15 protein-coding genes and 1 tRNA gene are annotated in these 13,987 nt (G+C 64.4%); 5 read left to right on the plus strand and 11 right to left on the minus strand.

The features are described 5' to 3' along the window. A partial coding sequence (locus E8A46_RS15780) for an alpha/beta hydrolase (protein WP_291562375.1) occupies positions 1 to 741 on the minus strand: 741 nt, incomplete at its 3' end. A gap of 3 nt (positions 742 to 744) precedes the next feature. Continuing rightward, complete coding sequence (locus tag E8A46_RS15785) at positions 745 to 2,040, minus strand: O-acetylhomoserine aminocarboxypropyltransferase (protein ID WP_291562378.1); 1,296 nt, start codon at positions 2,038 to 2,040, stop codon at positions 745 to 747. Between the two features lie 281 nt (positions 2,041 to 2,321). On the opposite strand from E8A46_RS15785, the gene E8A46_RS15790 reads away from it, so the two are divergent. Continuing rightward, complete coding sequence (locus tag E8A46_RS15790; protein WP_291562381.1) at positions 2,322 to 2,504, plus strand: hypothetical protein; 183 nt, start codon at positions 2,322 to 2,324, stop codon at positions 2,502 to 2,504. On the opposite strand, the gene E8A46_RS15795 is transcribed toward E8A46_RS15790, so the two are convergent. From E8A46_RS15795 to E8A46_RS15835, 9 genes are all read right to left on the minus strand, one after another. After that, a complete protein-coding gene (locus E8A46_RS15795) occupies positions 2,468 to 2,707 on the minus strand; it encodes a hypothetical protein (protein ID WP_291562382.1) in 240 nt (79 codons plus the stop codon). The genes E8A46_RS15790 and E8A46_RS15795 overlap by 37 nt on opposite strands. Before the next feature lie 121 nt (positions 2,708 to 2,828). Beyond that, complete coding sequence (locus tag E8A46_RS15800; protein ID WP_291562384.1) at positions 2,829 to 4,208, minus strand: sigma-54 dependent transcriptional regulator; 1,380 nt, start codon at positions 4,206 to 4,208, stop codon at positions 2,829 to 2,831. 58 nt (positions 4,209 to 4,266) lie between these two features. Beyond that, positions 4,267 to 4,617 (minus strand): flagellar motor switch protein FliN, encoded by a 351-nt coding sequence (gene fliN, locus E8A46_RS15805; protein WP_291562386.1) that lies wholly within the window; start codon positions 4,615 to 4,617, stop codon positions 4,267 to 4,269. A gap of 35 nt (positions 4,618 to 4,652) precedes the next feature. Continuing rightward, a complete protein-coding gene (locus tag E8A46_RS15810; RefSeq protein WP_291562389.1) occupies positions 4,653 to 5,273 on the minus strand; it encodes a FliH/SctL family protein in 621 nt (206 codons plus the stop codon). After that, on the minus strand, positions 5,273 to 6,355 hold the full coding sequence (gene fliG / locus E8A46_RS15815; protein WP_291562391.1) for a flagellar motor switch protein FliG: 1,083 nt from the start codon (positions 6,353 to 6,355) through the stop codon (positions 5,273 to 5,275). Before fliG ends, E8A46_RS15810 begins: the two co-directional genes overlap by 1 nt. Positions 6,356 to 6,361: 6 nt before the next feature. After that, positions 6,362 to 7,978, minus strand: a complete 1,617-nt coding sequence (gene fliF / locus E8A46_RS15820) for a flagellar basal-body MS-ring/collar protein FliF (protein WP_291562394.1) — start codon at positions 7,976 to 7,978, stop codon at positions 6,362 to 6,364. A gap of 176 nt (positions 7,979 to 8,154) precedes the next feature. Next, positions 8,155 to 8,430: a DUF1153 domain-containing protein gene (locus E8A46_RS15825; RefSeq protein WP_002714638.1), complete on the minus strand. Its 276-nt coding sequence runs from the start codon at positions 8,428 to 8,430 to the stop codon at positions 8,155 to 8,157. Between the two features lie 227 nt (positions 8,431 to 8,657). After that, positions 8,658 to 9,362: a flagellar hook capping FlgD N-terminal domain-containing protein gene (locus E8A46_RS15830; RefSeq protein ID WP_291562397.1), complete on the minus strand. Its 705-nt coding sequence runs from the start codon at positions 9,360 to 9,362 to the stop codon at positions 8,658 to 8,660. 10 nt (positions 9,363 to 9,372) lie between these two features. Beyond that, on the minus strand, positions 9,373 to 11,037 hold the full coding sequence (locus E8A46_RS15835) for a flagellar hook-length control protein FliK (RefSeq protein WP_291562400.1): 1,665 nt from the start codon (positions 11,035 to 11,037) through the stop codon (positions 9,373 to 9,375). A 355-nt stretch (positions 11,038 to 11,392) separates the two neighbouring features. On the opposite strand from E8A46_RS15835, the gene mnmA reads away from it, so the two are divergent. From mnmA to E8A46_RS15855, 4 genes are all read left to right on the plus strand, one after another. Next, on the plus strand, positions 11,393 to 12,601 hold the full coding sequence (gene mnmA, locus E8A46_RS15840) for a tRNA 2-thiouridine(34) synthase MnmA (RefSeq protein WP_291562409.1): 1,209 nt from the start codon (positions 11,393 to 11,395) through the stop codon (positions 12,599 to 12,601). Positions 12,602 to 12,619: 18 nt separating this feature from the next. Beyond that, positions 12,620 to 13,258, plus strand: a complete 639-nt coding sequence (locus tag E8A46_RS15845) for a class I SAM-dependent methyltransferase (RefSeq protein WP_291562403.1) — start codon at positions 12,620 to 12,622, stop codon at positions 13,256 to 13,258. Positions 13,259 to 13,307: 49 nt separating this feature from the next. Next, positions 13,308 to 13,658 carry a hypothetical protein gene (locus tag E8A46_RS15850; protein ID WP_291562406.1) on the plus strand — a complete coding sequence of 117 codons (351 nt, stop codon included), beginning with the start codon at positions 13,308 to 13,310 and terminating at the stop codon, positions 13,656 to 13,658. A 126-nt stretch (positions 13,659 to 13,784) separates the two neighbouring features. Further along, positions 13,785 to 13,861, plus strand: a tRNA-Met gene (locus tag E8A46_RS15855). The last annotated feature ends 126 nt before the right edge of the window (positions 13,862 to 13,987 follow it).

Here is a 13,987-nt window from a genome sequence, read left to right on the forward strand (position 1 = left end):
CATCATCATGTGGCCGGCGCCGCGCAACACCACCGTGCGTGAGTTCGGCAGCGCGGCGGCCAGCGCCCGGCCGGCCTTGGCAGGGGTCATCATGTCGCGCTCGCCGAGAATGAGCGTGGTCGGAACGGCGATCTTGGCGGCGGCGGCAAGCGCACCCTGATAGGCGTTGCACGCAGACAGATCGCTGAAAAGCACGCCGGGCCGGCTTTGTTCAAGCACGCGCTGGGCGCCGCCATGCATCCACAAACCCGGCGCCAGGCTGCCGCCCAGTTCCGCCTGATAGCCGAGACCCCAGATCGAGACCATATCGACGGCGCCGTGATCGTTGGCCTCGGCGGCTTTGAGCAGATCGGGTCCGACCGTCATGGTTGCCGCGGTTCCGATCAGACCGAGCGCGGAGACTTTGGCCGGGTGCCGCGCGGCGGTCTCAAGCGCAATCAGTGAACCCATGGAATGGCCAATCAGCCGCGCCTTGGCGACGCCGGCGGCATCGAGCAGGGCGGCGGTCCATTCGGCCATGCCGGCAATCGTGGACAGTGGCGCGCCGGAGGACCGGCCATGGCCGGGCAGGTCCGGCGCCAGCACGCCATAGCCGTGGTGCGCGAACCACCGGCTGTGCAGGGCCCAGGTGGTATGATCGAAGCCGGCGCCGTGCAGCAGCACGAGGGTCGGTTGCGAGGCATCGAACGCGCGGCCGCCGGTGGCGATGAAGGTATCGATGCCGTTCACGGACAACTGCATGGCTCAAGCCTTCTGCGAAATACGGAGCGCTTGGCCGAGGTCATCGATGATGTCGGCTGCGGATTCGATCCCGATCGACAGCCGCACCAGTTCCTCGCCGATGCCGGCGGCCTGGAGCTGGGCCGCATCCATCTGCTGATGGGTGGTGCTGGCGGGATGAATCACCAGCGTCTTGGCGTCGCCGACATTGGCCAGATGGCTGATCAGCCGCAGCGACTCGATGAATTTCCGCCCCGCTGGCCGGCCGCCCTTGATGCCGAAGCTGACGATCGATCCGGCGCCGCGCGGCAGCAATCGCTTGGCCAGTTCATGGTCGGGATGGCTTTCCAGCGAGGGATGCAGAACCCAGTCGACCGCCTTGTTCGCCGCGAGCGCCTCAAGCACCGCATGCGTGTTGACGATATGGCGCTCCATGCGAATACCCAGCGTCTCGACGCCCTGCAGCAGTTGAAAGGCATTGGTGGGTGACAGGCACGCGCCGAAGTCGCGCAGGCCTTCGGTGCGCGCCCGCATGATGAACGCCGCCTGGCCGAACTGCTCGTCGAAGACGATGCCGTGATACCCGGCATAGGGTTCGGTCAGAACCGGAAATTTGCCGGAAGCGCGCCAATCGAACCGGCCGCCGTCGACGACCACGCCGCCGATGGCGATGCCGTGGCCACCGATCCACTTGGTGGCCGAATTCATCACGATGTCGGCGCCAAGCTCGATCGGCCGGCTGAGATAGGGGGTCGCGAAGGTATTGTCGATCAGGAGCGGAATTTTCGCGTCATGCGCGATGCTCGCAATAGCGGGAATGTCCAGCACCTCGAGGCCGGGATTGCCGATGGTTTCGCCGATCACCAGCCTTGTGTTGGGTTGGATCGCGGCCCGGAATTGGTCCAGCGCGCGCGGCTTGACGAACGTGGTCGTGATGCCGAAGCGCGGCAGCGTATGCGTGAGCAGGTTGATGCTGCCGCCATAGAGCGAGGAAGAGGCGACGATGTGGTCGCCCGCGTTCAGCAGGGTCGCGATCGCCAGATGCAGCGCCGCCATGCCGCTCGCCGTGCAGATTGCGCCGACGCCGCCTTCCAGCGCAGCAAGCCGCTCCTCGAGCACCGCCGTGGTCGGGTTGGAAATGCGGGTATAAATATGTCCTGCGCGTTCCAGATTGAACAACGCCGCGGCATGCTCGGAATCCTGAAAGACGTAAGATGTGGTCTGATAGATCGGGACGGCACGGGCGCCCGTCACGGGATCAGGATGCTGGCCGGCATGGAGGCTCAGGGTTTCAAAGGCGGGCGGTTTGGGTGCGGGCATCTTGAACTCGAAAAGCGGTGGGTTCTTCAGCCATCGCGGGCTGCGGCACGGTGTGCCATAAAAGCCCTCCGATTGTTAGCCCCGGGGTCGGCGCTGTCGCGGCATCAGGCCAGGGAAGGTGGCGTTTTTCCGGTTCGCGGTCTAAAAGCCCGCGCTGTATCCTGCAGCACCGGAGCCAGGAGTTACGCGATGCAACGCAAACTTCCAGTCGCCCTCGCGCCATCATTGGGGCTGCGGCAGCGGTATGTCGTCCCGGTCCCGCGCCGGAGAGCCGCGATCTGATGAAACGAATCGCAGTCTGGGTGTTTTACGGGATCGGCGCGCTCGCGATTGTCTATCTCGCGCTCTACGCCTATGCGGCGTTCACCGGGCATGGGCTGCAGCCGGGCGATCCCATCCACATTTTTCGGAAGCCCGACGCGCCGGATTATTCGGCTGCAACTGGCAGCGATTTCGCCGGATGACGCGAAACGAAGGTGCGGCCCATGGTGACGTTCTTCTGGGCTCGGACTTGCGTATTGTCGTAAGTCCAACACTCCCCGGAATCGTCGAGGAAGCAGACCCAGAGCAGATTGAACTCGGGTCCATAGTCGATCAGCACGTGAGCATACCCGTCTCCCTTCGGCGTGATGACGGGAAGTGGCGGATCGAGCTGCAAGATGGACATCGACGGCTTTCAGACAGGGTCGGTGAATTTCCTGTATGAAAACGTGATTGAAGTACAACGGTTCCAGGGCGAGTTCGTCCTCGCGCCGGATTTTATTCAAGCGGACGAGGCCCGCGCCAAATCACGCCGTCGCGGTGACGCGGTGAATTTCTCCGGCCCCTGCCGGCGTGATCGGCAGGCCGCCATCGGCGTATTCATTGAGCTTGTTGCGCAGCGTGCGGATCGAGATGCCCAGGATATTGGCGGCATGGGTGCGATTGCCGAGGCAATGCTTCAGTGTCTCCAGGATGAGATCGCGCTCGACGTCGGCGACCGTGCGTCCGACCAGCGCCCGGGTCACCTGCTCGGCGGCGAACGTGGCGTGCGCCACCGCCGGCACGGTCTTGGGCGCATCGAGACGGTCACCGTCCGGCGTCAGAATGGCGTCAACACCGATCTCGTCGCCCTGCGCCATCAGCACCGAACGATGCATGGTGTTCTCCAGCTCGCGGACGTTGCCCTGCCAGCGGTTGGAGGTCAGCACCCGCTTTGCTTCGGCGGAGATCGGCCGCAATGGCACGCCATTGGCGTCGGCGTATTTCTTGGCGAAGTGCTGCGCCAGTTCGAGAATATCCGCCGGGCGTTCGCGCAACGGCGGTATCTTCAGGTTCACGACGTTGAGCCGGAACAGGAGGTCCTCGCGGAAGGTGCCTTCGCGTACCGCGTCGGCCAGATTGCGGTTCGAGGTCGCAATGATGCGGATGTCGACCGGAACCGGCCTGGTGCCGCCGACGCGATCGATGATGCGTTCCTGGATCGCCCGCAGCAATTTGGATTGCAGCCGCACGTCCATCTCGGAGATTTCGTCGAGTAGCAGTGTGCCGCCGGTGGCCTCCTCGAATTTTCCGATACGTCGCGCAATGGCCCCGGTGAACGCGCCCTTCTCATGACCGAACAGTTCGGATTCAAGCAGGTGCTCGGGAATTGCCGCGCAATTGATCGATATGAACGGCTTCTTGGCGCGGTTGGAGCGGGTGTGGACATAGCGCGCCAGCACCTCCTTGCCGGTGCCGGATTCGCCGGTGATCATGACCGAGGCGTCCGAGCCGGCGATCTGCTGAGCCAGCTTGATCACCTTGGCCATCGCCTCGTCGCGGTAGACCATGTCGCGTGAATCATTGGCGACGGCGGCGAGCACCGCGGCGATCAATTCCGGATCGGGCGGCAGCGGGATGTATTCCTTGGCGCCGGCGTGGATCGCGGCCACGGCCGCGCGGGCGTCGTTGGAGATGCCGCAGGCGACGATCGGCACGTGAATGTGTTCGGCCTCGAGCCGCATCACCAGATCGCGGATGTCGAGCGCGACGTCGACCAGCAGCAGGTCGGCGCCCTTGCCGCCGCGCAACACGCGCATGGCCTGTTCGTGGTCCTCCGCATGGGTGACGGAAGCGCCGTTGTCCATCGCGATCTTGGTGGCCGTCGTGAGCTGGCCCTTCAGTGTGCCAACGATGAGAAGCCGCATGGTAATCTCCTGTTCGTCTGTTCGCGCCCGTTATGCGCGTATCGCTAAAGGGAAAGCCTCAGGTCTTTTCGGCCTTGATGATTTCCGTCATGGTCACGCCAAGCTTGTCTTCCACCAGCACCACCTCGCCGCGCGCCACCAGGCGGTTGTTGACGTAGATGTCGATGGCTTCGCCGACGCGGCGGTCGAGTTCCAGCACGGTGCCGGGCCCGAGCTTGAGCAGTTCACCGACATCCATTTTGGAGCGGCCGAGCACCGCGGAGACCTGCACCGGCACGTCGAACACGGCCTCCAGATCGGCGGCAATGCGCGAAGCCTGCTCGTCCTCGTGATAGGCCACGTCATCCGTCGCCGGCGTGTGCGCGGCGTTGAGATCGGGGAGCGGAACCTGTGCGTCGGTATCACTCATGGTTCATTCCTTTTGGCCATCTTGTTGACCATGGCTCAGGCCTGATTGCTGGACGCTATGTAGCGTCCGACGAGTTCGTTGATCTTTGCGTCGATCGCCGCGCGCTCCAGCACGACGCCGCCGTCCGCCCATTCGATCCTGCAGTCGCCGGTCTCGATCTCGGGTTCGGCCAGAATCACGAGGCGTCCCTCGAAGCCGCTTTGCTTCGCCAGCTTCTCGATGCGCTGCTGCGCCGCCTCGTAAAGCGAATCGTTGATCCGGACCACCAAATGCGGCGTCGAAACCAGCTGCGCAAAGCAATCGCTTACCAGTGAAGTGATCTCGCCAAGCGGCTCGCGGGCAATCAGCTCGCTGCACAGCTTGCGCGCCACCGCGACCGCGACGTCGACCGCCTCGGTTTCCATCCGGGTCTCGATCCCGGCGAAGCGCGCCGCGATGCCCTTGATGGTAATGCCGATTTCCTCCAGCGCCAGCGCGGCGCGGCGGTCGCTCTCGACCTTCGTCTCGTGCAGCGCGGCGTCGTAGCCGTTGCGATAGGCGCGGGCCTCGGCCGAGGCGATCTTCTGGGCGATCTCCGACGGCGTGGCGGCGCGTTCCCGCATCTTGTCGGGTGCCGAGAAATCCATGTCGAACAGGAATTTTGCGGGTGCGGCCATCAGTACACCAGCTCGTCGTCGGCGCGGTTCTTGGTCAGCGTGATTTCCCCCTTGGCCGCGAGGTCCTTGGCGAGGTTGACGAGAAGCGCCTGCGCCTCGTCGACATCGCGCAACCGCACCGGCCCCATCGCGGCCATGTCGTCGAGCAGCATCTTGCCGGCGCGCGACGACATGTTGCCGAGGAAGAAGCCGCGGACATCCTCGTTGGCGCTTTTCAGCGCGATGCCGAGCTTGTCCTTGTCGATATTGCGCATCAGCGTTTGCGCCGATCCGGAGTCGAGCTTGATGAGGTCGTCGAAGGTGAACATCAGCGCCTTGATGCGTTCGGCGGACTCGCGGTTGTCCTCCTCCAGCGAGGTGATGAAGCGGGTTTCGGTCTGGCGATCGAAGTTGTTGAAGATCTCGGCCATCACCTCGTGGGCGTCACGGCGCCTGGTCTGCGACAGGTTCGACATGAATTCGGTGCGCAGCGTCTGTTCAACGCGTTCGATCACTTCCTTCTGCACCGCCTCCATTCTCAGCATCCGGTTGACCACGTCGAGCGCCATGTCCTCCGGCAGGATCGCCAGCACCCGCGCGGAGTGTTCCGGCTTGAGTTTCGAAAGCACCACGGCGATGGTCTGCGGATATTCATTCTTGAGATAGTTGGCCAGCACCTCTTCCTGAACGTTGGAGAGTTTCTCCCACATGTTACGGCCGGCGGGCCCGCGGATCTCGTCCATGATGCCGGTCACGCGCTCGGCGGGAAGATAGAGCTGCAGCAGCCGCTCGGTGCCGTCGAAAGTCCCCATCAACGCCCCGGATGCCGACATTCTGGAGACGAATTCGAGCAGCAGGTCTTCGACCACGTCGGCCTCGACGGTGCCGAGGGTCGACATCACCATCGATAATTCCCGCACTTCATCGTCGTCGAGCAGCGACCAGACCTTGCCGCCATATTGTTCTCCCAGCGCCAGCATCAGGATTGCGGCGCGCTTCGGGCCGCTCAGCGGAGCGCCTTTCTCGCGGTTGCTCTGACGAGCCGCCAGCGAGGCGATGACGCTGGTGATATCGCTGGCGTTTACGGTTTGCGGTACGGCCATATCAGATCACGCGGGTGTTTCGCTGAGCCACTGACGAACGATGGCGGCGGTTTCATTGGGGTTTCGCTCGGCCAGTTCACCGACGCGATGGACCGACTGGGCATGGACCTGGCCCTGAACCTGGGCGACGTCGATCATCTGCGCGGTGGCGCCAGCCACGAGGGCCTGGCTGGCCGAACCGGCTTGCGCGCTGCCGTCGGCCAGCGTCGGCATGTTGCCGGAGGGTGAGGCGATCTCTTCGGAGGCGATGATGCGCCTGACCAGCGGCCGGATCACCATGAACAGCACGACCAGGCCGAGCAGCATCATGACGCCGAGTTCGATGACGTACATCAAGTCGTCCTTGGTGAACTGGAACATGCCGAGCAGGCCCGTCGGCTCCGCGAACGGAACGATGACCGGAGCTTCAGCGAATCGGAGGTTGACGACCTCGACCTGATCGCCGCGCTTCTGGTCGAAGCCGATCGCCGAGCGCACCAGTGCGGCGATGCGATCCAGCTGCTCCTTGCTGCGGTCCTGATAGACCATCTCGCCTTTTTCATTCTTGGCGTAGTTGCCGTCGACCAGTACGGCGACCGAGATGCGATTGACCCTTCCGGCCTCGGTTACTTCGGTCTTGGTGGTGCGGGAAATCTCGTAATTGTTGGTTTCTTCGGTCTTCTTGCTCTGGTCGCGTGCGGCCGGCGCCGTATTGTTCTGGCCCTGGTTGCCCGGCAGCTCGTTGTTGACGGTGACCTGGCCGCTATTCTCGGCCGTGGCGCTGGATTCTTCGCGGGTCTGGCTCGAGCGCAGCACCCGCCCTTCGGGGTCGAAGCGATCCGAGGTCTGGGTAATCTTGTTGTAGTCGAAGTCCGCCGAGAGCTGGACGCGGGCGCGGCCGGCGCCGACCACCGACGACACGATCGCCTCGATTTCATTGCGCATCCGCTTCTCGAAACCGGCGCGGCGCTCGTCCCCGACCGCGTTGTCGGTCGCGCCGCTTGCGCCGTCGGCCAGCAATTGACCGGCTTCGTCGACGATCGACACCCGCTGCGGCTTCAGGCCGTTGACGGCGGAGGCGACCAAATGGCGGATCGCTCTGATCTGCTGCGGTTCGAGGGCGCCGCGCACGCGTACGACGATCGAGGCCGACGGCTCGGGCGTCTCGCGCGAAAACAGCGGGCGTTCCGGCAGCACCAGATGGACGCGCGCCGCCTGGATGCGGTCGATGGCGCGGATGGTGCGGGCAAGCTCGCCTTCGAGCGCGCGCAGATGATTGATGTTCTGGACGAAGCTGGTGGTGCCGAGCGCGTCGGATTTGTCGAAAATCTCGTAACCGACGCCACCGCCCTTGGGCAAGCCGCCCTCGGCAAGCTTCATGCGCAGCCGCGTGACCTTGTCCTTGGGCACCAGGATCATGGCGCCTTCGTTGCGCAGCTCGAAGGGAATGGCCTGGCGTTCGAGGTCCTTGATGACCGCGGAAGAGTCCTCGACGCTGAGGTCGGTATAGAGAGTGGTCATCTGCGGCGTGGTGACGCGCATGATGACGAACGCGAAGAAGCCGAGCAGCGCGGTTGTTACCGCGACCATCGCCATCAACCGCGCAGCGCCGAGGCCCTTCAGGAAGCTTACGAGACTCTGCAAAACCAACCGCCCCTCAGATTCGGCTCCAGGAGCCGACTGGGCAATTATTGCCTATGGGATGGTTTCGATATGGTTAACGAAGGTTAAGGGCCGGCGGGAAAGTTCAAAACGGAAAAAATCGGCTTCGCAGGACGAAGCCGATTTTATTCAAATGGCGGATTATTCCGGGACGGCGCCTATTGGCGATATTGCTGGATCCGGGTGGTGCGTAGCCCGGCAAGGCCGTGCTGATCGATGGAAAACTGCCAGGACAGGAATTCGTCGACCGTCAGGGTGTAGCGGCTGCAGGCCTCCTCGAGGGAGAGCAGACCGCCGCGAACCGCGGCTACGACTTCGGCCTTGCGGCGGATGACCCACCGCTTGGTTCCGGGTGCGGGCAGATCCGCAATCGTTAGCGGACTACCGTCAGGCCCGATGACGTATTTTACCCTCGGGCGATGGGGCTCTGTCATGGCGTACTCACAAACTCTCAACCACTGAACTCACGGGAACAACCTACGCCCGGCGACTTAAAAATTGCCTAAGCCCAAGGCTCCAATACGAATCTCCTTGAAAATGCTTGACGGCAGCCCTCCGGACGCCGCTCGGAGCCCCCGAAAGACCGCTCCGGGAGCCCGCGCGGGCCGGTTAAGGCCGCAAGTCGGTGATGGCAGATGATGGCGGGAGGGAGCTGCCGTCGTCAGTTCACGATGCTCTGGATCTGGTTGACCGTATAGGTCTGGCCGTCGATCGACAGCAGAGGCGGTGACTGGGTGAGATCGACCGAATTGACCACGCCCTCGACCTGGGTCGTGATGGCCACGGTGTTGCCCGCGGAGTCCTTCCCAGTAGCCGTGAGCTTGTAACTGCCGTCTGGCAATTGGGTGCCGTCGCTGGCCAGGCCGTTCCATGCGAACGGCTGGTTGTTACCGGCGGCCACGGCGAAGGTGCCGGTGTACACGGTCTGACCGGTACTGCTGGCGATGTTGATAGTGACATCCGAATTGCTGGGAACGCTGAGCTGCCAGGTCGCCTTGCTGTTCGTCAGTGTCGCGGTGCTGCCGTTGACCACCGCCGTCTTGCCGACAAATCCCAGTGCCTGGGTCGATTGCGCGGTCTGCTGCAGCGATACCAGCGTCGCCAGCGAATCGTTGGTGTTGAGCTGCTGCTGAACGCCGGCGAATTCGACGAGCTGCTGGGTAAACTGGTTGGTGTCCAGCGGGCTGAGCGGATTCTGGTTCTGCAATTGCGTCGTCAGCAGCGTCAGAAAGCTCTGAAAGTTGCCGGCGATCTGCGAGGAAGCCAGCGCGCTAGAGGCCGCGGCCGAGGAGCCGGACTTGGAAGAGGCCGGTAACGTCGTCGTCCCTGAGACGACCGGGTTGGACGTGCCTGCTGTGGTTGTCATGGCTGTCTCCTCAGACTCTGATATCGACGCCGCTGCTCGATCCGAGCGAGCGGCCGTAGGTTCGTCCCGCGACCGCCGCGGGAATGGTGTCTTCGTCGCTGATAACCAGCCGCTGGGCATTGGGGCTGGTGTCGTTGCCGCTGTTCTGGCCGGAAGAGGACTGGTCGCGCAGGCTGAATTGCAGGCCGCCATTGCCGGTCTTGAGCCCGGCGTCATCCAGCGCGCGCTGCAGCTGGGGGGCGTCCTGGCGCAACATGGACAGCGTTTCCGGCTTTTCGACCGTCAAATGCGACGTCACCTGGCCGTTGCGATCGATATCGATGCGAACGTCGATGCGGCCAAGATCGGCCGGATCGAGCCGGATTTCGAAGCGGCTCTTGCCGCTCTTTACCGAGGCGGCGATCTCCAGCGCCAGTCCGCTCAGGGGCACCGGCCCGCTGGCCTGCGCCGTAACGGTGAAGGCTGCGCCGGGTGCAGCGGTAGCCGCAGGGGAATTGAGCTGCGGCTGGGTCGTGCCGATCACCTGAGTGCTGGGGTCCGCTGCAGCGGCGGGCGTATTTTCGTTAGCGGCGGCCGGCGCATGTTCATGGGCCGATACCGTGGCCGCCAATGTTGAAGCGGGGGCGGCATCTGCGGTTGCCGCCTCGGCCGCGGGATTGGCCGCCCCCGGTTTGCCGGTGGCCAATGGCTGCTGCAGAAGGCCGTTCTGAGCCCCCGCCGGTGCATTGCTCGCGGACGGATCGGCCGTACCTGACGTCGTCGAGCCATCGGTTGCCGTGGTCGTTGCCGACGACTTTCCTGGTGTAGCCTTGGCTGTGACGGGCGCCGTCGCGGCCGCGGCGCTCGTCAAAGCGGCCGCATTCGCGGGCGTTGCATTGGCCTGCGTTGTTGGCGCGACCACAGGCTTGGCAGCCGTTCCGCTGGCCGTCGCTGGACTCGCGGTCTTTGCGATTCCGGTCTCGGTCGGGGTCCCGGTGGCCGCAGTTGTCGTTGCCGTCGCTGCCGCGTCGGTGGCGGCCGTGTTCGAAGCGGTCTTGGTTGGGGTCGACGAGGCCACCTGTGCCGAGACCGCCTGGGCGCTGGCTGCGATGGCGGCCGCGGCAATCGCCAGCGGCGCTGTGGAATTGCCGGAGGTCGTCGCCGCAGGGACATTCGTGGCTGCGGGGGTGACGGGAATTGCGACCGCGACCGGATTCGGCGTCGTCGCGGTGAGAGCGGCCTGCTGGGCCAGGATGGTCAGATCTGTCGCAGATGTATCGCCATTGGCCGATTTGTCGGTCGACTTCGCCGGATCGGTTTTCGTGGCACCACTGGACTTCGTCCGGGATGGCTGGGTTGCACCGACGCCGGTTGGGTCGCTGGTGTTGGCATTGTTGGAATTGTTGGCATTGCTGTCGGAGGGCGGTCCGGCATTGGCGTTGCTGTTCGGATCGTTGTTTGCCGCCTGATTGGAGGCGGCGTTGGCCGGTCCTGCGTTATCCGCGGGCGGCGGCGCGCCGTCGGTATGGCGCTGCGGACGCGGCGGCGGTGACGCTGTCGCGGTGTCGGCGGCGGTATTTTGATGGACCAGCCCGCCAAAAACGTCGTTGGCCGGCGGCTGGTCGGATCGGGTGGACCACTGCGGCGCGGCCTGGAACGCGGCATTTGCCGCGGCTTCTGAAGTGACGCTGAACACAGGGCAGGCCTCTCGCGATGAAACTGGATCTGGGATCAGCAAGGACTGGGCCATCCCGAGGCGAAAGAAAATACCATTGTATTTCAATGCCTTACAGAGACGCCCGGCGGGCCATGGCGATCTGGCGGCGTTCCCTTTTCTGCCCGGCGGCAAGATTTGCCGTTCGCCACCTGCAAAAGGGGTGAGCGTGATTGCCTCGCAGGAATACGGCCTATATTAGAGAGTAGCTTTTCAGCCGCTCCGACCAGGCGAACTCGCTTTCTTGGGGAAACGCTTGCGAAAGCCTCTAACCGCAAGGTGGCTTCCTGGTCGCGCAGCGTCAGGCGCTGTCGCGATCGCATCAATGACCGGAACCATGCTCAACAGTCTGGATCTTCAAGGCCGTCCACAGGACACCCGGATCGTCGTCGCCATGTCCGGCGGCGTCGATTCCTCGGTGACGGCCGCGCTGTTGAAGTCGCAAGGCTACGACGTCGTCGGCATCACGCTGCAGCTTTACGATCACGGCGCGGCCACCCATCGCAAGGGCGCCTGCTGCGCCGGGCAGGACATCCACGACGCGCGCAATGTCGCCGAGCGGATCGGCATCCCGCATTATGTGCTGGACTACGAGAACCGCTTTCGCGAGTCGGTGATCGACAATTTCGCCGAAAGCTACGCGCTCGGCGAGACGCCGGTGCCCTGCATCGAGTGCAACCGTTCGATCAAGTTTCGCGATCTGCTGGCGACCGCGCGCGAGCTCGGCGCTTCGGCGCTTGCGACCGGGCACTACGTCGCGTCGCGGCCTCTGGCCGACGGATCGCGCGCGCTGGTCTGCGCCGCCGACGCCGACCGCGACCAGAGTTATTTCCTGTTCGCGACCACCCGCGAACAACTGCAATATCTTCGCTTTCCGCTGGGCGACATGACCAAGCCGCAGGCGCGCGAACTGGCGCGGCGCTTCGGGTTGGATGTCGCCGACAAGCAGGACAGTCAGGACATCTGCTTCGTTCCGACCGGGCGCTATACCGACATCATTGGCCGGTTGCGGCCGAATGCGGTTCTGCCCGGCGATATCGTCGACCTCGATGGCCGCGTCATCGGCGGGCATCAGGGCATCGTTCATTTCACCATCGGCCAGCGGCGCGGATTGGGCATCGCCTCCACCGCGCCGCTGTATGTGGTGCGACTGGAGGCGGCGAGCCGCCGCGTCGTGGTCGGCCCGCGCGAGGCGCTGCGGATGGATCGCATCGCGCTGCGCGACGTCAACTGGATCGGCGACGGCGCGCTTGATCGCGCGGTCGGCGAGGGTCTCGAGATTTTCGTGCGGGTGCGGTCGACCCGCAGCCCGCAGCCGGCGTGGCTGCGCGCGGCCGACGGCGGCGGCTATGAGGTCGAGCTGGTGGCGGGTGAAGAGGGTGTTTCTCCCGGCCAGGCCTGCGTGTTCTACGATGCGCCTTCGGGCCAGGCCCGCGTGCTCGGCGGCGGCTTCATCCAGAGCGCCACGGCAAAGCGCGTCTCGGAGAAAGCCGCGGCAAGGGGAAGCGTCGCGGCGCCGCCGTTGGTCGAGGCGATGCGCGGATAATATTTTCAGGGCGGGGGCATGGCTGCAGATATCGACCGCGCGGGGGTCGCAAAGGCTTATGGGCGCTGGGCGCCGGTCTACGATCTGGTGTTCGGCAAGGTTTTCGATCACGGCCGTCAATCCACCATCGCGGAAGCCGACAGGATCGGCGGCCGGATTCTCGACGTCGGCGTCGGCACCGGATTGTCGCTGTCGGATTATTCCCCCACCACCAGATTGTGCGGCGTCGATATCTCCGAGCCGATGCTGCGCAAGGCGCAGAGTCGCGTGCGGGCGCTGGGTCTTGGCAATGTCGAGACGCTCGCGGTGATGGACGCCAAGAATCTGGCGTTCGCGGATTCGTCTTTTGACGCCGTGGTGGCGCAATATGTCATCACCGCGGTGCCGGATCCCGAAGCCACGCTCGATGATTTCATTCGTGTGCTGAAGCCCGGCGGCGAACTGATCCTGGTCAATCACATCGGCGCCGAGAGCGGCCCGCGCCGCGTCTTCGAACTGGCGTTCGCGCCCCTGGCGCGCCGGCTCGGCTGGCGGCCCGAATTTCCCTGGGCGCGTCTGGTCAACTGGGCCGCCAAACATGGTGGCGTCAGCCTGGCCGAGCGTCGGCCGATGCCGCCGATGGGGCATTTCTCGCTGATCCGTTACCGCAAGGCGTGAAACTCTCCGTTTGTTGCGGAACCTCCGTGGGGGCGGGCCGTTGCCCCGGATGCGAACGAAATACGTAGCCCTTTTCTCTTACGCGCTGATGGCGGCGTCCGGCAGTGCCAGCGCGCAGGCCCCGCCGCTGCTGGCTGCCCAAACGGCGCCTTCGGCCCCAGCCACTAATTGCGCGCCGATGCAGCCGGTGCCGCCGCGCGGCACGATCGCGCCGGAGGGTACGACAACCGGGCAGTCGGCCGAGCTGCTCGGCGACAGACTGGCCAAATCCGACGGCGTGCTGTGTCCGCCCGCCGGCGTCGATCCGGAAATGCGCGCGCCAACCCCCGATACCGGCAACACGCCGGTGATCCCGCCGCCCGGCAGCCCCGGCGGCAATCCCAACGTGCGGCCGAAATAGCCGTTTATGCAGGTATTTGACGGCACGAAGCGGGCCCCGCGGGTTTGCTTGACAGGGCCAAGACCCGCTCCTTATATGCCGCGCGTTCGCGACTGCGGCATATAAAGCCGCGTTTGCCGGCGCCGTGGCGGGGTAGCTCAGCTGGTTAGAGCACGGGAATCATAATCCTGGGGTCGGGGGTTCGAGTCCCTCTCCCGCTACCAGATCGCCGCTAAAGCATTGAATTCAATAGAACTTGATCTGGTGCCTCTCGCTACGAAGGATGTCACACGAGTACATCCGCGAGTACATTCTGGCAATAACCGATCCCCGCGCTTTTCAATTGAGCG

Origin of the sequence: Bradyrhizobium sp., from assembly GCF_004799445.1 — a bacterium.
Taxonomy (GTDB): domain Bacteria; phylum Pseudomonadota; class Alphaproteobacteria; order Rhizobiales; family Xanthobacteraceae; genus Bradyrhizobium.

Excerpts from the sequence above, each read along its gene's own strand:
- E8A46_RS15785 (WP_291562378.1), bottom strand. The coding sequence starts at position 2,040 with ATGCCCGCACCCAAACCGCCCGCCTTTGAAACCCTGAGCCTCCATGCC.
- E8A46_RS15790 (WP_291562381.1), top strand. The coding sequence starts at position 2,322 with ATGAAACGAATCGCAGTCTGGGTGTTTTACGGGATCGGCGCGCTCGCG.
- E8A46_RS15795 (WP_291562382.1), bottom strand. The coding sequence starts at position 2,707 with ATGTCCATCTTGCAGCTCGATCCGCCACTTCCCGTCATCACGCCGAAG.
- E8A46_RS15800 (WP_291562384.1), bottom strand. The coding sequence starts at position 4,208 with ATGCGGCTTCTCATCGTTGGCACACTGAAGGGCCAGCTCACGACGGCC.
- fliN (WP_291562386.1), bottom strand. The coding sequence starts at position 4,617 with ATGAGTGATACCGACGCACAGGTTCCGCTCCCCGATCTCAACGCCGCG.
- E8A46_RS15810 (WP_291562389.1), bottom strand. The coding sequence starts at position 5,273 with ATGGCCGCACCCGCAAAATTCCTGTTCGACATGGATTTCTCGGCACCC.
- fliG (WP_291562391.1), bottom strand. The coding sequence starts at position 6,355 with ATGGCCGTACCGCAAACCGTAAACGCCAGCGATATCACCAGCGTCATC.
- E8A46_RS15825 (WP_002714638.1), bottom strand. The coding sequence starts at position 8,430 with ATGACAGAGCCCCATCGCCCGAGGGTAAAATACGTCATCGGGCCTGAC.
- E8A46_RS15830 (WP_291562397.1), bottom strand. The coding sequence starts at position 9,362 with ATGACAACCACAGCAGGCACGTCCAACCCGGTCGTCTCAGGGACGACG.
- mnmA (WP_291562409.1), top strand. The coding sequence starts at position 11,393 with ATGCTCAACAGTCTGGATCTTCAAGGCCGTCCACAGGACACCCGGATC.
- E8A46_RS15845 (WP_291562403.1), top strand. The coding sequence starts at position 12,620 with ATGGCTGCAGATATCGACCGCGCGGGGGTCGCAAAGGCTTATGGGCGC.
- E8A46_RS15850 (WP_291562406.1), top strand. The coding sequence starts at position 13,308 with ATGCGAACGAAATACGTAGCCCTTTTCTCTTACGCGCTGATGGCGGCG.